Genomic DNA, 16,724 nt, shown 5'->3' on the forward strand with positions numbered 1-16,724 from the left:
GTATTCTTAATACAGTACTCACTTCATGCAGTATCATGCATTAGTTAAATAGGCTATTTTTTACTGACATTAAATGTATTTGCATGTTTGTTAGTATGCCTAATTTGAGTTACATATCAGGTATCTTAAATGATGACAGGCATATATTAACTAAACTATTATGGATTCCAAGGTGAAAAATGAATATTGAAAACAATATAATAAAATTATCAGAATCTTGCTTACCAGGCAAGCTTTGTGTATCTATTCCTGATGGTTCAGATATTATTATTGGTCAATCTGTTTATCTAACAGCCTATTCAGTATTTTTTCTGCGCAACAACACGACGAGAAATGCCAGATTGACGAACTGAAGGCTGGTATTCAAATATCTCTCACAGTTCTTCCACAATCGTCGACATTTTTCCAGCCAACCAAATGAACGTTCGACAACCCATCGCTTGGGTATCACCTGGAAAGTATGCAATTCACTACGTTTGGCAATTTCGACAGTCGCGCCGAGTATATGATGCACGTTCTCAGCGAAGGTTTCTCCCGTATAACCGCCATCGGCTAAAACATTTTTCACCCAACTGAGTGACTTTTTGTGCCGCGTAAAAGCCTCCTGTGCCCCTTTTCTGTCCGTGACATTTGCCGTGGTGATGGTTATTGCGTGAGGTAAACCTTGAGTATCTACCGCGATATGGCGTTTGATGCCAGACACTTTTTTACCGGCATCATAGCCTTTCTCACGCGCTGTATCTGTGTTCTTAACGCTTTGTGCGTCGACGATCACAAACGTCGTGTTAGCGTTCCGACCAGAGTTGATACGGGCCTCGCCAACCCGATTTTTTTAATGCCTGCTCCAGCAGGCTAGGTTCTGTTTCTGACGGTTTCTCTTTCCAGAGTTTGAAATAGTAATACACGGTACTTTTGCTGGGGAAATCACTGGGGAGCATATCCCACTGACAACCGCTCTTGAGGATATACAGCAGGGCACAAAACACCTCATACACATCGACTTTCCGAGGACGCGTACGTTTTCGGCTGCTGAGCAACAAGGGTTCAATTTTTTGAAAGGCTTCTCGGCTGATATCACTCGGGTAGGTTTTTCTCATTCCAGCAGGTCACTTATATAGGCACTTATCTTATTTGGGCGGACAGAATACAGGAAAAACAATTACGTTCAAAAAAGATTCCGAATGTGCTCTAACAGTTACGCTTATGGCCGATCCAAAAGTGATTGAAGATATTCAGGATATTTCAATAACAAATGATCCAACGGTAGTTGAAGTAATACGCTATGTTAATTGGACACCCACAAAAGATAAAACTGGAGGAAGTGCGATATTTCTGTTGAGTGCTAATAGTAATGTTTTGCCAGAAAAATTAATAAATTAACGCGATGCTCGACTTTCGAGGTGAGTTGAAATGACATAGCCACTCCTTTATAACTTTAAGTCGCCAAACTGAGAGAAATAAAGGAACAAGGGCTATGTCACAGCAAGATTTTATCATTTGGGTGTTTTGTTGGGTAGACGATAATTTAACAGCGTTACAGCAAGGCACACGATTGAGGAGCCGGGGGATCCCACCTAAGTTGAGTGATGCGGAAGTCATCGCGATGGAAGTGATTGGTGAATTCTTAGGATTTTCAACAGATAAAGGCATTTGGACGTATTTTTGTACCCACTGGCGCGCATGGTTTCCGGGGTTAGGTTCACGCGCTAACTTTGCCAAACAAGCCTCTAATCTTTGGGTTGTCAAACAAAAACTGCAAGAAAAGCTGGCGAGATTATTGGGCGCGTTCGACAAGCCGGTACATATTATCGACGGATTTCCGCTGTCCGTCTGTGGATTCAAAAGAGCAAAAGGCAGTGCCAACTTTAAAGGACAAGCCGATTATGGGTACTGCGCCGCCAAAAACGAAACTTACTACGGCTTTAAAGGGCATCTTATGATAGATGAAACCGGCGTGGTAACGGGGTTTACGCTGACACCCGCCAATGTCAGTGAGCGTGAAGCAACCTGGGATGTAATCGGCCCGATAAAAGGCTATTTGCTGGGTGATAAAGGGTATTTAGGTACTGAATTTAAACAAGAAATGAAAAAAGAAGGCATTGAAATGATAACCCCGGTGCGTGCCAATATGGATGACCCTGTCCCCAGAGAGACGAGAAAGCGCATTAATGCCAGGCGACGTTTAATTGAAACCGTCATTGGCCAACTCGCCGGGCAATTTGCTATCGAAAAGTGCTGGGCACGGGACTTGTGGCACTTGAGTAATCGAATAGCCAGAAAACTGCTTTCTCACACGTTGGGTATTTTTGCCAATTTTAAACAAGGAAAAAATCAACGCGACTGGCTCCAACAAGCCAAGGTTATAGGGTGTTAAAGTCGAGCATCGCGTTAAATTATACCAATCGCTATTGAAGATGCTTGATTTCTTATCCAAACCAGATCATGCTTGCAACCATGAAAATTCATCTGACACCAGAACAAAAACACGCCCTTGAATTGATGCATGATACTACTCGCGACAGTCGAGTCTGTGATCGCATTAAGGCGGTGCTTTTGACCTCAGAAGGTTGGACTGCTCAGATGATTGCACAGGCCTTGCGTATTCATGAAAGTACGGTCAGCCGTCACCTGAAAGATTTTATCGCGCAGGAAAAGCTCACCCCAGAAAATGGCGGCTCTGAAAGCCATCTCTCTGCCGAACAAACCGCCGACCTGATTGATTATTTGACCGCCAATTTGATGCATGCCACAACCCAAATTGTGGCCTATGTCCAAGCCCGTTGGCAGGTTTCTTTCAGCGTGGGCGGAATGACAAAATGGCTTCACCGCCAAGGTTTCAGCTATAAAAAACCCAAGGGTGTTCCTCATAAATTCGATGCGCACAAACAGTAACAATTTATTGATGACTACAAGGCGCTGAAAGAGGAAGCGGGGCAGAATGAACCGATCCTATTTATTGATGCGGTGCATCCTTCACAGTCCACAAAGCTCAGCTATGGCTGGATGAAAGCAGGAAAAAATCAGGTAAAAGGGATCGAAACCACCGGCAGTCGTACCCGTCTCAATATTCTGGGCGCCCTGAATTTACAACGGATTGAAGACACCGTGATCCGTGAATATCCGCGCATCAATGCCGAAAATATCGCCTATTTCTTCGGTGCGCTCCGAGAAACTTACCCGCTTTCGCAAAAAATCCACCTCATTTTGGATGGAGCGGGTTACCATCGAGCCGAGTTGGTGAAAGATATTGCGTATGTCCTGAATATTGAATTGCATTACCTCCCACCTTACAGCCCAAACCTCAATCCGATAGAGCGATTGTGGAAGTATATGAATGAGCAAGTGCGTAACAATATCTATTTTCCGGATGCGAAGACCTTCCGTGAAACTCTTCGTCACTTTTTTCATGTCACTTTGCCAGAAAAAGCGAAAGAGCTCACGACTCGACTGACGGATAATTTTCAGATTTTAAAACCTGCATCTTCAAGTTAGATTGGTATATAGTGTTCATGCGATTTCAAATTCAGGTTTAGATGTACCAGAAGTGAAACTATTAAATATCACCTATACGGCAAAGAAATTCAGTCCTTATAAAACTATCTTACTTGAACATAATAAAAATTATTTGGTAACACCAACCATTGATAACAATATTGATGATCCCAATAGTGAATATATTTTGATTAGTTCGACAATTACTGGAGATGATGGTGAACCATTGAAAAATGTTGCCGTAACTATTTCTTCTCCACAACCCAAAAAATTAAGTCTAGTTAACCCGAATTCTGCTTAAGCCATCATTGGAACAGCGTCTTCTGAGTAGAAAACTTTCAGTGATGGTTTTTTCAATTTAAGGCAGTAAGCGATCAGTCCACCTAAAACGGTCAACATAAATCCTCTTATACTTCGGTGGCGAGAGTGCTCTATCTGAGAAATTAATTTTAATTGTCCATTAATCGTTTCAATGATAAAACGCTTTTTTAACATTATCTTATCCCACTCAGCTTGCATACGGGCTTTCATGTTACGCCGTTTTTTCGTGATGAAAGTGACACCGCTGTTGGCTAAATCGTCCGCCAATTCCTGACTCAGATAACCTTTATCGCCGTAAAGAGAACCCATTAATTCTGTGGTTAATTCGCGAACCGGTTCCCGATCATCCACATTACCGGCCGTGACTTTAAGCGCGAGAATTTCCCCCTGATGATTGACAACCAAGTGTAATTTGAAACCATAAAACCATCCCATTGAATTTTTTCCACGCTGTGCGATCCCCGCAAAGACCTTATGTCGAGGGATGCGAATGTTATGGCAGACACTCAAACTGGTGGAATCAATAAAAGCAATGCCTGTGGGTTTCCCTTTTAATTGAGTCAGATAGCTGCATAATGGCACCAAAACGGAAGGGGCAACGCTGATAAAACGGGTATAACTGAGTAAAGTGGCGAAGTCGCGGTGGTGGTATTGCCAAATATGTTTCAAATAAAAATTTTTAAAATCACGGTAATGCGACATATGAAAAAGGATCAAAATGGTCATGATTTCACTGGGATACATATGACCTTGTCGGCGGCGTAAACGATGCCCACTCTCAAGGCAAAATTGTTCCCATTGAGGAATGAAAAAACGGCAAAAATCATCGACATCACAGAAAATTTCAACTAACTTGTCCATAGCCTGTTCCCCCTCGGAGTTGTTTTCGGTGTGCACCAAAACTTTGCTCCTGGAACAGGCTTCTCGTCAATTTCTTATCCAGAATTCGGGTTAGTTATTTTTGCTACAGATGATAAATCATCTCAACCTATTGAACTTCAATCCTATAATAAGATTGATTTTATTATGGCTTTAGCCAGTTTAAGTCGCGTTAGCGTCTTAAACATAAAACCACCCGCTTTGCGGGTGGAGTTCAAAGGTTATACCAAGAAAAACACCTTTCCGTTACGATATAGATGTTCAAGCTAATACTCGTAACTCAAATAAGGAAAGGTGTTTATGGGCATTAAAGCACAAAGCTCAGCGCATACAAAGTGGCTGTGTAAATACCATATCGTCTTTTCGCCGAAATATAGACGGAAAGTGATTTTTAATAATATTCGTTCAAGTGTGGGAGAGATCCTCAGAGACCTTTGTAAGTATAAAGGTGTGGAAATAATCGAAGGTCATCTCATGCCAGATCATGTTCATATGTTGGTGAGTATTCCACCAAAGCTAAGCGTTTCAAGCTTTATGGGATATTTGAAGGGTAAAAGTTCGTTGATGATCTTTGATAGACACGCCAATTTAAAATATAAATTTGGCAACAGAAAGTTTTGGGCGGAAGGGTTCTATGTCAGTACGGTAGGGCTAAATGAAGCGACAATTCAAAAGTATATCAGAGAGCAAGAAAAGTCGGATTTAATCTCGGATAAATTGAGTAGGGTCTGTTGATGTTTTAAGGTCATAATTCATTCAGCCCACATGGGCAACCAGACAATGATAAACGCCAGAGCCAACATACTGGCGTAATTCCGTTCAAGCTTATCGTATCTTGTTGCTATTGCACGAAAATGTTTAACCCTAGCGAACGCATTCTCCACCAAATGACGATAACGATATAAACATTTATCAATCTGTTTATCCGATTTTCGGCTATTTTTCCGGTAGGGAATAATCGGCGTTGCTCCTTGCTGTTCAATATGATTTCTGAAAGCCTGACTGTCGTACCCTTTGTCAGCTATCACAAAGTCCGAAGGGGGCGATTGCTCGACTAAACTTTCAGCATGAACAATGTCATGCACTTGTCCCCCGGACAATTCAAAATGAACAGGCAAGCCATAACTATCGACGGCCAAATGAATTTTGGTTGAACGTCCACCACAACTTTTGCCAATCGCCTCATCATCATCTGAAGCCGCTCCGGCACTGTGCTGATGAGCACGGACGATACTCCCATCAATAAACAACCATTCCCTATCAGCAACCCCAGATAACCACTTGAAAATGAGCTGTAAAACCCCTTTCTTTGACCACGCATTGAAACGTTGAAAGACACTATTCCATTTGCCGAATTCTGGCGGTAAATCGCGCCAGGGAACGCTCGTTCTCATTCGGTAAAGAATGCCTTCAACGGTCAAACGGTGTTCAGGTTTGTGATAAATCCAACCCGCATGTTGCATTAACGCAGATAGCTTATTCCATTGGAGATCTGTTAACATAGTTCGCGGCATGATGGTGAGGTCTGGTTGTTTTTTGGCGAAAGTAATTATACCAAATCATCATGCTGTTTAATAATCCCTCACAAAACATCAACACGCCCTAGTAAAGAGCATGTAGACCCCTTCAAGGGGTAGGCCAAAGCAGCAAAGACACTTAGCTTGAACGAAGAGAAAGCAGCGTCATTTAGGCGCAGTCGGTAACAAGCCCTTATAGGGCAAGAGCAAACCACCCGTTATACGGGTGGTTATGATTCAGAAGGAAAAGTTAGATTCCGTATCTATCCAATAAAATATACACAAGTCAGGCTTGATTTGACAACGGCAATACTTAATGTTACTGGCTTTACTCAAACTTATACTCTATATATCATTAATTCTCCTCATAATATCCCATTTGAACTCGGTAGCCCAACGATACAAGAAATGGGAGAAGGTAATATAATTAAACAAGATTCGTCTTCTTCTTCAAAAAATTTTCATGTCCAAATACCGGCTTATCAGCCTGCTTATACCACAGATGGAATTCTGTTTTTTATAAGCCGTGACTTACATGATAAACCAAAATTACTTGAACCTATATATAAGGTTAATAATGTTAATGAGTTATCAAATGAAGCTTTTAGCTTGTTATACAGTGAATTGCCCATTAACAAGCGGGTTGAGTTTTATTATCTTATTTCTTCTGTAGAAGGTGAGGTGAGGAAATCTTACCCAATTACATTAGAGTATATTGGTAACGACTCATCTAACGAAGATGTCTACGATAAAGTTAAAGTATATACCAGTCATGCAACACTACCCATTGATGTATATAGTGAGGAAAATGAAACTTTTGAGTGGCATGGCATCATTCTAAGCATGATAAATAGTAACAAAAAACCTGGTCAAAGCGCTAAGGGGGTAACAGGGCTGTATGTGGTGATTATGGGAACTAATGATCAAAATAATAAAAATCTACCACAACTTGGTAGCAAGGGATGTTTGAATGTTTATGTTAAAACACCAACATCCAGAAACAGGGTGAGATCTCATATATTTAGTAAGGCTATTTAGGTTAAATAAAGACCAGAATATAACTTCTTATAGCTCTTTCTCTCATTAAAACGATAAGATCACGCTATTCCATAAAAATAGCGATCGTAATAATGAGTATTTTTAACTTTATCAGTAAGATCGATGACCCGCGTTCTGATATCAATAAAAAGCATGAGTTAATGGATGTGATTTTTTTGGCTTTTGCAGCCGTGTTATGCGGGGCTTCTGGCTGGAAAGCGATTCAAGAGTTTGGTGAGATACAAATTGAGTGGCTTAAAAAATATACGCGCTTTACTCATGGCATTCCTCGTCGTCACTGTATTGCTAATATTATCAAAATGATAGAGCAGGATGCACTGGTTGAAGCCTTTTATGACTGGATCAACCAGCGCCGGGTCAAGGCAGGGAGAAGCCTTATCGCTATTGACGGAAAAACGATGAGAGGCACTTGCAAAGGCACCCTGTTTGAAGCCCTCCATGTGGTCAGTGCTTATGATGTCGAGTCCGGTGTTGCCCTATATCATCGGGTCGCAGAAAGTAAAGGGAAAGAAGGCCCAGTCGCAAGGCAACTCATTGAATTATTGGCGCTTGATGGGGCTGTAGTCACGATGGATGCCCTGCATTGTCAGAAAGAAACCCTTGAGTTAATTACCCAACGAGGCGGCGATTTTATTGTGGGTGTCAAAGGTAATCAAAAAAGTCTGGCTGAGTTTGTTAAATCCCATTTTGCTGCACATTATGAAAGTCATGAACTTGTTGAATTTACAGAAAAAAGCAGTGGTCATGGACGAGAGGAGTTCCGTCATGTTATGCAAATTAGTGCGACGTTGTCAGAAGAATTTCAGGCAAAATGGCCTTCAATACAATCGGTTATCGAAGTGGTCAGTGAACGAAGTGTGAAAGGCCACCCCCCTCACCGTGATTCACGCTGGTATGTCAGTTCACTCCCTTTAGATGCGGAGCTAGCGGCCACGGCAATAAGAAAGCATTGGTCGGTGGAAAATGAGCTGCACTGGGTTTTGGACGTCACTTTTCGGGAAGATGCAATCTCGCTGAAAGATCCTGATGGGGCGGCACAAATGGCCCTTTTTAATCGAATTGCATTAAATGTGATTAAACAAAATACCAGTATAAAGGACAGTCAGGCCGCTAAACGCCGAAGAGCAATGTGGTCAGCGGAATTCCGTAGTCAGCTTATATTTGATTAAACTTAATACAAAGTGGAATCCCGCCCTGCATCCAGAAATACTCATAAGAGTTACCAGTTTTCGTTATCTACTGCTGATTCGGGAAAACAAACAGGCCATGTTATAGTTAATATCCCATACTGTGACATTAATCGAGCTGGGCCTTCATTCTCCAAAGGGTTAGGGACACTTTCTTTTGATTATTATATCGAAAATAGTGATGGTTCTAAAACGTATAGCAAAAAATGGACTACCAAAATTAATACTGTATTACCAAGCCAGGCTCATGATGATAATGATGGATGTGATTCTTTATAAATAAATTATCAATTATTGTATTTTGATATAATAAAAATCCTTAAGATAAGGAAATGATATGAAAAATAATCTATCAATCGATGAAAGATCCATATCAATATATTTTGAAAAAGAATTCTTGCAAATATTAGATTATGATAGCACTCCACCTAATGGTGATTGTATTAAGGCAGTTGCATTAATCAAAAATAAAGAAGGAAAACCATTACCAAATGTTTCCGTTGATATCCTTGAGAAAGAGGGTGCTTATTTTGGATTGGTTAGTATTTATCATTCCGATAAAGAAAAATTTGTCGAAATTAAAAGCCTTTCTTCTGAACAAAAATACTTTTCTATTACTTCAGATAAAAATGGAGAATTGATTTTTTATATTTATCCTAAAAAATCAACATCAGTGATATTTCAAGTTGATTCTATGGTATTGGATATAACAGACCGTATATCTTCAAAAAACAAAGTGTATATTGTAGATAACAATAAAGAAGACTTGAATCTTCCTCCACTTGTCATAAGCGAGGATAATAGTAGCTTGTTGGTAGATCCTAATTCGAATACCTTTAACGTTTTAATCCAAAATTATCCTGGTGCTAAGAGAAATGACACAATACTATTTTTTATTAACAAGCAATATGTGCAAAAGTTATTTTTTGTTCAAGAGGTTAATGAATTAGGAAATGATAGCTATGTGATATTCCCTTATAATATGTTTAAGGCGAATGAGCTTGCCAATTTTTCTTATGCTGTTGTGGACAAGTTGAGAACAGTACGATCTTCATATCCACAAGGCATAATATATCCTGGAGGAGGGTATAATCAGCCAATTGATAATTTAACAAGAATATATGATAGTTGTATAGTTTACAATAGCTATGGTTGTCATGATGATAAAAACATTATTCATGATACAATTCATGAAAAAGATATAGATAATAAATGTAATAATTCACATCATGAAGCGTTATTCGTTAAGATAATTGGAACAAGTGATTATAAAAATAAAACAAAAGTTCCACTTGGTGCTGAGGTGACATTAAACTTATATGTTAATAATTATCCCAATACCATTTACCAATCTAAAGTAAAGATAATGCCAACTCAACCAGATGGTGATAATAGTAATACAGCAACATTACTGTTTGGTATTCCTTTTAGCTATGTTGGTCATATAGGAAATGGAGATATTTATCTTGACTTTCAAGTTAATTATTATGGGGATATTTCTTATGGCAAAATTTGGCAAGCCAATGTTTATACAGTACGGCCAGGAGGAGAAGTTACCGGGGATGCTTGCTCTGACGGTAAAACTTGGTCTGGTATATGCTAACTTCATCAATAAAGAATTATAAAAGAGGTGAAATATGTTGGAAGGTGATAAAGATCTGATTTTGTCAGATAATGATTTAAATTTATCTGTTAAAAATGGTGCTGACATTATTATTGGTCAAAAATTTTACCTTGATATAGGAATACCAAAAGGAAAAATATCTCAATCCCTTAATATAGAAATAAAGGATTCTAAGGGTTTTGAAAGTATAAAGATAATTAAAAAAATTAATACCCAACAAAATAGTAAATCATATAATATGGTTATTTCATGTACTGTTAAAGGAAGCGGTTCAATAACGGCGGGAGAAGAAATACATTTTACACTCACAGGTATTGATAAGGTAATAAAATATTATGCAAGGGATTTGGTTAAAAGTTCAATCCAATTGAAGAAAAATAAAAGTATTTGTGCGACACCAAATAACAACGATATAGATGATAATGAGGAACATTATATAAGTTATGATACGATATTATTTGATGCTAATGGTCAATTACTTAAAAATACTCCCATCAATATTTATTCTGAGATTAATGAGGATATAGAAAGAAACATCATAATTACTTCCAAACCTGATGGAGTAGGTCAAAAACACCAAATTATCAAACCAACGAAATATGAGGGTAAAACTCAAATAATTATTAATAGTGATAAGGATGGAAAAGTAAATTTCCGTGTTTATCCAGTTATGGATACACCTGCTATTATGGATTTAATCAGTCAAGTTGAAGGAGTTGCTGAATATCATTCTGGGCGCATATATATGATTTCTGTTATCCCACCCAGCAATGAAGACTCACTTAATCCGCCAGATATCCCTGAGCTAGAAGGAGATTCATTAGAAGGCGATGGACGCCAATTTTTTGAAGCAGAGATTGATTCCTATCCTAATGCATCCAGGACAGATAATATTCTATTTTTCAACAAAAAAAAGAAAGATGGTTCTTTTGATCCAGAAGGGTTAATATTTCCAGTCCAAAAGATTTCCGATGTTTTGGGGGGTATGGATTCAGAAGATTATAATTATACATTTTTGATCCGAAGAGACATTTTCCCATCTGGGAAAGACTCAATGCTTTATTATATAATAGCACCGGATTTTGGTAATAGCATGTATTCAGATGTTCGAGATGTTACATATATAGGAAGTGAACTCACCACGCCTAATGATAGTGTCAAAAGAACATATAATATGCCTGTGATTTTCTCAAGTTTTGCTGATATAAAGCAAGATACTAAACTTGAACACTCTGATGATGCCAGGGCGGGATTCCACTTTGTATTAAGTTTAATCAAATATAAGCTGACTACGGAATTCCGCTGACCACATTGCTCTTCGGCGTTTAGCGGCCTGACTGTCCTTTATACTGGTATTTTGTTTAATCACATTTAATGCAATTCGATTAAAAAGGGCCATTTGTGCCGCCCCATCAGGATCTTTCAGCGAGATTGCATCTTCCCGAAAAGTGACGTCCAAAACCCAGTGCAGCTCATTTTCCACCGACCAATGCTTTCTTATTGCCGTGGCCGCTAGCTCCGCATCTAAAGGGAGTGAACTGACATACCAGCGTGAATCACGGTGAGGGGGGTGGCCTTTCACACTTCGTTCACTGACCACTTCGATAACCGATTGTATTGAAGGCCATTTTGCCTGAAATTCTTCTGACAACGTCGCACTAATTTGCATAACATGACGGAACTCCTCTCGTCCATGACCACTGCTTTTTTCTGTAAATTCAACAAGTTCATGACTTTCATAATGTGCAGCAAAATGGGATTTAACAAACTCAGCCAGACTTTTTTGATTACCTTTGACACCCACAATAAAATCGCCGCCTCGTTGGGTAATTAACTCAAGGGTTTCTTTCTGACAATGCAGGGCATCCATCGTGACTACAGCCCCATCAAGCGCCAATAATTCAATGAGTTGCCTTGCGACTGGGCCTTCTTTCCCTTTACTTTCTGCGACCCGATGATATAGGGCAACACCGGACTCGACATCATAAGCACTGACCACATGGAGGGCTTCAAACAGGGTGCCTTTGCAAGTGCCTCTCATCGTTTTTCCGTCAATAGCGATAAGGCTTCTCCCTGCCTTGACCCGGCGCTGGTTGATCCAGTCATAAAAGGCTTCAACCAGTGCATCCTGCTCTATCATTTTGATAATATTAGCAATACAGTGACGACGAGGAATGCCATGAGTAAAGCGCGTATATTTTTTAAGCCACTCAATTTGTATCTCACCAAACTCTTGAATCGCTTTCCAGCCAGAAGCCCCGCATAACACGGCTGCAAAAGCCAAAAAAATCACATCCATTAACTCATGCTTTTTATTGATATCAGAACGCGGGTCATCGATCTTACTGATAAAGTTAAAAATACTCATTATTACGATCGCTATTTTTATGGAATAGCGTGATCTTATCGTTTTAATGAGAGAAAGAGCTATAAGAAGTTATATTCTGGTCTTTATTTAACCTAAATAGCCTTACTAAATATATGAGATCTCACCCTGTCTGATGATGAAGAAAAACCAAACCATGAGGATATTACTCAAAGAGATGTATCTAATTATGCTGTAAGTGGATGTCAGTTATATGTAAAAATTTTATGTACTAATGATGAAGATGATCTCTCTTATCCTCTCTGGGGTAAAGAAATATATTTAAGAATGTATGTTGAATCAGCGAATCAGAATTTTAATAAGGTATTTCCAGTTGTTGCTCCTCATATTCCAGATAAGCCAGGAGGAAAGTTGTCGACGGTCATTGTTAAAATTGATTCACCAGAACTTAATGATGTGAAAGGATATGTGACCGGAGGGGCAGGAAAGATCTACTTTGAATATTATATTATTGATTCAGTTACTCATGAAAAGATACATAGTAATTATTGGGAAAATGAAATCATGACATCTGATTAACATTAACTAATTGTAATTAGGCTGTGTCTATATTAAAAATATCTAGCATAATATATAGATACAGCCTTTTTATTAATTATTGCAGTTTCCAATTTACGTTAAATAATATATTTGTACGGAGGTAGTTAAAATAGCTTCTTACAGAGCTATTTTAACGCACATTCTGTGTGATAGTATGTCGGGCGAGTTAGGGCAAATGTACCGGATGCTTTTGAAATTGAATCCTTAAATTTGTACACATCTTGCGGAGTGAAGCAAGAATTTGTTTCTAACGTGCTGATTAATAATAAGTTTGATTTGATGCAAGTGATCTTTCGTGCGGGTCACCACTGTATATAAGGATTTTAAATGCCTGTAATTACTCTTCCTGATGGTAGTCAACGTCAATTTGAGCATGCTGTTTCCGTAATGGATGTGGCTCGTGATATCGGTGCTGGTTTGGCAAAAGCATGTATCGCTGGCCGTGTTAATGGTGAATTAGTTGATGCTTGTGAATTAATCGAGACCGATGCCAATCTTGCTATTATCACTAGCAAAAATGAAGAAGGTCTGGAAATTATCCGTCACTCATGTGCACATTTGTTGGGTCATGCAATTAAACAATTGTGGCCTGATACGAAAATGGCTATCGGTCCTGTTATTGACAATGGTTTCTACTATGACGTCGATTTAGAGCGCTCTTTGACGCAGGAAGATATCGAGCTGCTTGAAAAACGTATGCTGGAACTTGCTAAAAAAGATTACGATGTCATCAAGAAAAGGGTTGACTGGCAAGAAGCGCGTGACATATTTGCGGCTCGTGGTGAAGAGTATAAGATCCAAATTTTGGACGAAAATATTAGTCGTGATGACCGTCCAGGTCTGTATCACCATGAAGAATACGTTGATATGTGCCGTGGACCACATGTTCCTAACATGCGTTTCTGCCATCACTTCAAACTGCAAAAAGTTGCAGGTGCATATTGGCGTGGCAATAGTGACAACAAAATGTTGCAGCGTATTTATGGTACAGCGTGGGCTGATAAGAAACAACTTAATGCCTATTTGCAGCGTTTGGAAGAAGCAGCAAAACGTGATCACCGTAAAATTGGTAAGCAGCTTGATTTATATCATATGCAGGAAGAAGCGCCAGGCATGGCGTTTTGGCATAATGATGGTTGGACAATTTTCCGTGAATTAGAAACTTTCGTCCGCATGAAGCTCAAAGAGTACCAATATCAGGAAGTAAAAGGCCCATTTATGATGGACCGTATTCTGTGGGAAAAAACAGGGCATTGGGAAAACTATAAAGAGAATATGTTCACAACTTCATCGGAAAACCGTGAATATTGTGTAAAACCGATGAACTGTCCAGGTCATGTTCAGATTTTTAACCAAGGATTGAAATCCTATCGTGATTTACCGTTACGTATGGCTGAGTTTGGTAGCTGTCATCGTAACGAACCATCTGGTGCTTTACATGGCTTGATGCGTGTACGTGGCTTTACTCAAGATGATGCACATATCTTTTGTACCGAAGATCAAATCCTTCAAGAAGTCAGCAGTTGTATAAAAATGATTTACGATGTGTACGGCACATTTGGCTTTGAGAAGATTGTTGTTAAATTATCAACTCGCCCAGAAAAGCGTATTGGTACGGAAAAACAGTGGGATGAAGCAGAAGCTGATCTTGCTGAAGCATTAACCCGAAACGGTATTGAATTTGAATACCAGCCGGGCGAAGGGGCATTTTATGGCCCTAAAATTGAATTTACCCTATATGATTGTTTGGATCGTGCGTGGCAATGTGGTACTGTGCAACTCGATTTTTCACTACCAGCACGCTTGAACGCGTCATATGTAGGTGAAAATAACGAACGTAAGATTCCTGTCATGATTCACCGCGCGGTTCTGGGATCGCTGGAGCGGTTTATCGGTATCCTGACAGAAGAGTATGCTGGGTTTTTCCCAACATGGTTGGCACCTCAGCAGGTCGTTGTTATGAATATTACTGATGGCCAGTCAGATTATGTACAGGAATTGGTTAAAAAATTGCAAGATGCAGGCATTCGTGCAAAAGCAGACTTGAGAAACGAGAAGATTGGTTTTAAAATCCGTGAACACACTCTGCGTCGTGTGCCTTACATGCTTGTTTGTGGTGATAAAGAAGTCGAATCAGGAAAAGTATCCGTTCGTACTCGCCGCGGCAAAGATTTAGGTAGCATTGTTGTCAGCGAGTTTACAGAAAAACTGCTGACAGAAATACGCAGTCGTAATCTTCGTCAATTGGAGGAATAAGGTATTAAAGGCGGAAAAAGAATTCAACCGGCGCGCCCAAATCGCATTAATGAAGAGATTCGCGCCTCTGAAGTTCGTTTAACTGGATTAGATGGCGAACAGATTGGTATTGTCAGTCTGAGAGAAGCTCTTGAGAAAGCTGAGGAAGCTGGTGTTGATTTAGTTGAAATCAGCCCAAATGCCGAACCGCCGGTTTGTCGTATTATGGATTACGGCAAGTTCCTCTATGAGAAGAGTAAATCAGTCAAAGAACAGAAAAAGAAACAAAAGGTTATTCAGGTTAAGGAAATTAAATTCCGTCCTGGTACAGATGAAGGCGACTATCAGGTCAAACTACGCAACCTGATTCGTTTTCTGGAAGATGGCGATAAAGCTAAAATCACCCTGCGTTTCCGTGGGCGTGAAATGGCACACCAACAGATTGGTATTGAGATGCTTACTCGTATCCGTGACGATCTGAGTGAACTGGCTGTGGTCGAATCCTTCCCTTCGAAGGTTGAAGGCCGCCAGATGATCATGGTGCTCGCTCCTAAGAAGAAATAGTCAGGCAAACAAGTAATAGACTCCAGTCAATTCTGGTTGGAGTCTATTCGCCTTGCTAGTTCGTTGTAATCAACAATGCGAAGTGGAAATTAAAATGCCAAAGATTAAAACAGTACGCGGCGCAGCTAAACGCTTTAAAAAAACCGCAAGCGGTGGTTTCAAGCGTAAGCACGCTAACCTTCGTCACATTCTGACTAAAAAATCAACTAAGCGTAAACGTCATTTACGTCCAAAAGGCATGGTCTCCAAAGGGGATCTGGGCCTGGTTGTTGCTTGTCTGCCGTACGCATAAGCAATTTTTTAGATTAGAACTCAGAGACGATAGGAGAAGTATATGGCTCGCGTAAAACGTGGTGTTATTGCCCGTGCACGTCACAAAAAAATTCTGAAACAAGCGAAAGGTTACTACGGTGCTCGTTCGCGCGTTTATCGTGTTGCTTTCCAGGCTGTTATTAAAGCTGGTCAGTACGCTTACCGTGACCGCCGTCAGCGCAAACGTCAATTCCGTCAACTGTGGATTGCACGTATCAACGCTGCTGCACGTCAGAATGGCATGTCTTACAGCCGTTTCATCAATGGCCTGAAAAAGGCTTCGATTGAAATCGACCGTAAGATTTTGGCTGACATCGCTGTATTCGACAAAGTAGCATTTGCTGCTCTGGTTGAAAAAGCGAAGGGCGCTCTGGCATAAGTCAGGTTAGAAGAGGGAGCTTGCTCCCTCTTTTACTTTTTCCCAAAATATGGCTTACTATTGATTAAATGATGAGTGCCGAAAAGGATATAGGAGAAAGCACAAAAATGATGAAATTAGCCTTTTTTCGTTTCTTTTTTTACTTTAGCGCCTGAAATCAGGGGGCTTCGCGCGTAAGAAAAGAAACGAAAAATAGCGCTTGAGCCTCCAGTACGGAGGCTTTTTTATT

At 39.9% G+C, this 16,724-nt stretch carries 18 protein-coding genes, 1 pseudogene and 1 other annotated feature; of the genes and pseudogenes, 15 read left to right on the forward strand and 4 right to left on the reverse strand.

From position 1 onward, the window contains the following. Window positions 1-295 precede the first annotated feature (295 nt). Window positions 296-1,097 (reverse strand): IS5 family transposase gene (locus Xish_RS15350; protein WP_099118583.1). Its coding sequence is split into 2 segments (ribosomal slippage): window positions 296-832 and window positions 834-1,097, totalling 801 coding nucleotides; the frame shifts between segments, so codons are not numbered across the junction. A 34-nt stretch (window positions 1,098-1,131) separates the two neighbouring features. Between Xish_RS15350 and Xish_RS15355 the strand changes: the two genes are divergently transcribed. From Xish_RS15355 to Xish_RS15370, 4 genes and pseudogenes are all read left to right on the forward strand, one after another. Further along, window positions 1,132-1,380 (forward strand): hypothetical protein, encoded by a 249-nt coding sequence (locus Xish_RS15355; RefSeq protein ID WP_099118584.1) that lies wholly within the window; start codon window positions 1,132-1,134, stop codon window positions 1,378-1,380. Window positions 1,381-1,474: 94 nt separating this feature from the next. After that, window positions 1,475-2,374 carry an IS982 family transposase gene (locus Xish_RS15360; RefSeq protein ID WP_099116351.1) on the forward strand — a complete coding sequence of 300 codons (900 nt, stop codon included), beginning with the start codon at window positions 1,475-1,477 and terminating at the stop codon, window positions 2,372-2,374. A gap of 80 nt (window positions 2,375-2,454) precedes the next feature. Beyond that, window positions 2,455-3,492 (forward strand): annotated as a pseudogene (locus Xish_RS15365) (IS630 family transposase). A gap of 52 nt (window positions 3,493-3,544) precedes the next feature. Then, complete coding sequence (locus Xish_RS15370; RefSeq protein WP_141553989.1) at window positions 3,545-3,793, forward strand: hypothetical protein; 249 nt, start codon at window positions 3,545-3,547, stop codon at window positions 3,791-3,793. Here the strand turns inward: Xish_RS15370 and Xish_RS15375 are convergent. Then, window positions 3,790-4,674, reverse strand: coding sequence for an IS982 family transposase (locus Xish_RS15375; protein ID WP_099116568.1), 885 nt, complete (start codon window positions 4,672-4,674; stop codon window positions 3,790-3,792). The genes Xish_RS15370 and Xish_RS15375 overlap by 4 nt on opposite strands. Window positions 4,675-4,992: 318 nt before the next feature. On the opposite strand from Xish_RS15375, the gene tnpA reads away from it, so the two are divergent. After that, complete coding sequence (gene tnpA, locus Xish_RS15380) at window positions 4,993-5,427, forward strand: IS200/IS605 family transposase (RefSeq protein ID WP_099118586.1); 435 nt, start codon at window positions 4,993-4,995, stop codon at window positions 5,425-5,427. 17 nt (window positions 5,428-5,444) lie between these two features. Here the strand turns inward: tnpA and Xish_RS15385 are convergent, their stop codons facing one another. Then, window positions 5,445-6,206 (reverse strand): IS5 family transposase, encoded by a 762-nt coding sequence (locus Xish_RS15385; protein WP_099118587.1) that lies wholly within the window; start codon window positions 6,204-6,206, stop codon window positions 5,445-5,447. A 300-nt stretch (window positions 6,207-6,506) separates the two neighbouring features. Between Xish_RS15385 and Xish_RS15390 the strand changes: the two genes are divergently transcribed. From Xish_RS15390 to Xish_RS15405, 4 genes are all read left to right on the forward strand, one after another. Then, window positions 6,507-7,247 (forward strand): hypothetical protein, encoded by a 741-nt coding sequence (locus Xish_RS15390; RefSeq protein ID WP_099118588.1) that lies wholly within the window; start codon window positions 6,507-6,509, stop codon window positions 7,245-7,247. A 92-nt stretch (window positions 7,248-7,339) separates the two neighbouring features. Beyond that, window positions 7,340-8,437 (forward strand): ISAs1 family transposase, encoded by a 1,098-nt coding sequence (locus Xish_RS15395; RefSeq protein WP_099116261.1) that lies wholly within the window; start codon window positions 7,340-7,342, stop codon window positions 8,435-8,437. A gap of 355 nt (window positions 8,438-8,792) precedes the next feature. Further along, window positions 8,793-10,058, forward strand: a complete 1,266-nt coding sequence (locus tag Xish_RS15400) for a hypothetical protein (protein WP_099118589.1) — start codon at window positions 8,793-8,795, stop codon at window positions 10,056-10,058. Window positions 10,059-10,092: 34 nt separating this feature from the next. Further along, window positions 10,093-11,385, forward strand: a complete 1,293-nt coding sequence (locus Xish_RS15405; protein WP_099118590.1) for a hypothetical protein — start codon at window positions 10,093-10,095, stop codon at window positions 11,383-11,385. Here the strand turns inward: Xish_RS15405 and Xish_RS15410 are convergent. Then, window positions 11,350-12,447 (reverse strand): ISAs1 family transposase, encoded by a 1,098-nt coding sequence (locus tag Xish_RS15410; RefSeq protein ID WP_099116261.1) that lies wholly within the window; start codon window positions 12,445-12,447, stop codon window positions 11,350-11,352. The genes Xish_RS15405 and Xish_RS15410 overlap by 36 nt on opposite strands. 285 nt (window positions 12,448-12,732) lie before the next feature. Here Xish_RS15410 and Xish_RS15415 point away from each other — a divergent pair, with 285 nt between their 5' ends. The 6 genes from Xish_RS15415 to pheM all read left to right on the forward strand — a co-directional run bounded on the left by Xish_RS15415 (window position 12,733) and on the right by pheM (window position 16,650). Continuing rightward, window positions 12,733-12,984, forward strand: coding sequence for a hypothetical protein (locus Xish_RS15415; RefSeq protein WP_099118591.1), 252 nt, complete (start codon window positions 12,733-12,735; stop codon window positions 12,982-12,984). A gap of 348 nt (window positions 12,985-13,332) precedes the next feature. Continuing rightward, window positions 13,333-15,261 carry a threonine--tRNA ligase gene (thrS, locus tag Xish_RS15420; RefSeq protein ID WP_099118592.1) on the forward strand — a complete coding sequence of 643 codons (1,929 nt, stop codon included), beginning with the start codon at window positions 13,333-13,335 and terminating at the stop codon, window positions 15,259-15,261. A 3-nt stretch (window positions 15,262-15,264) separates the two neighbouring features. After that, entirely contained in the window at window positions 15,265-15,804 is a 540-nt protein-coding gene (infC, locus tag Xish_RS15425) for a translation initiation factor IF-3 (RefSeq protein WP_099118593.1), read from the forward strand. A gap of 94 nt (window positions 15,805-15,898) precedes the next feature. Next, window positions 15,899-16,096, forward strand: a complete 198-nt coding sequence (gene rpmI, locus Xish_RS15430; RefSeq protein WP_006118955.1) for a 50S ribosomal protein L35 — start codon at window positions 15,899-15,901, stop codon at window positions 16,094-16,096. 42 nt (window positions 16,097-16,138) lie between these two features. Further along, window positions 16,139-16,495, forward strand: coding sequence for a 50S ribosomal protein L20 (gene rplT, locus Xish_RS15435; protein WP_010847342.1), 357 nt, complete (start codon window positions 16,139-16,141; stop codon window positions 16,493-16,495). Between the two features lie 104 nt (window positions 16,496-16,599). After that, window positions 16,600-16,724: a sequence feature (Phe leader region), on the forward strand. Then, on the forward strand, window positions 16,606-16,650 hold the full coding sequence (pheM, locus tag Xish_RS19425; protein ID WP_198688755.1) for a pheST operon leader peptide PheM: 45 nt from the start codon (window positions 16,606-16,608) through the stop codon (window positions 16,648-16,650). (Overlaps the previous feature by 45 nt.)

It is taken from the genome of Xenorhabdus ishibashii, from assembly GCF_002632755.1.
Classification (GTDB): Bacteria; Pseudomonadota; Gammaproteobacteria; order Enterobacterales; family Enterobacteriaceae; genus Xenorhabdus; species Xenorhabdus ishibashii.

Excerpts from the sequence above, each read along its gene's own strand:
- Xish_RS15360 (WP_099116351.1), top strand. The coding sequence starts at position 1,475 with ATGTCACAGCAAGATTTTATCATTTGGGTGTTTTGTTGGGTAGACGAT.
- Xish_RS15375 (WP_099116568.1), bottom strand. The coding sequence starts at position 4,674 with ATGGACAAGTTAGTTGAAATTTTCTGTGATGTCGATGATTTTTGCCGT.
- tnpA (WP_099118586.1), top strand. The coding sequence starts at position 4,993 with ATGGGCATTAAAGCACAAAGCTCAGCGCATACAAAGTGGCTGTGTAAA.
- Xish_RS15385 (WP_099118587.1), bottom strand. The coding sequence starts at position 6,206 with ATGCCGCGAACTATGTTAACAGATCTCCAATGGAATAAGCTATCTGCG.
- Xish_RS15395 (WP_099116261.1), top strand. The coding sequence starts at position 7,340 with ATGAGTATTTTTAACTTTATCAGTAAGATCGATGACCCGCGTTCTGAT.
- Xish_RS15400 (WP_099118589.1), top strand. The coding sequence starts at position 8,793 with ATGAAAAATAATCTATCAATCGATGAAAGATCCATATCAATATATTTT.
- Xish_RS15405 (WP_099118590.1), top strand. The coding sequence starts at position 10,093 with ATGTTGGAAGGTGATAAAGATCTGATTTTGTCAGATAATGATTTAAAT.
- Xish_RS15410 (WP_099116261.1), bottom strand. The coding sequence starts at position 12,447 with ATGAGTATTTTTAACTTTATCAGTAAGATCGATGACCCGCGTTCTGAT.
- Xish_RS15415 (WP_099118591.1), top strand. The coding sequence starts at position 12,733 with ATGTATGTTGAATCAGCGAATCAGAATTTTAATAAGGTATTTCCAGTT.
- thrS (WP_099118592.1), top strand. The coding sequence starts at position 13,333 with ATGCCTGTAATTACTCTTCCTGATGGTAGTCAACGTCAATTTGAGCAT.
- rpmI (WP_006118955.1), top strand. The coding sequence starts at position 15,899 with ATGCCAAAGATTAAAACAGTACGCGGCGCAGCTAAACGCTTTAAAAAA.
- rplT (WP_010847342.1), top strand. The coding sequence starts at position 16,139 with ATGGCTCGCGTAAAACGTGGTGTTATTGCCCGTGCACGTCACAAAAAA.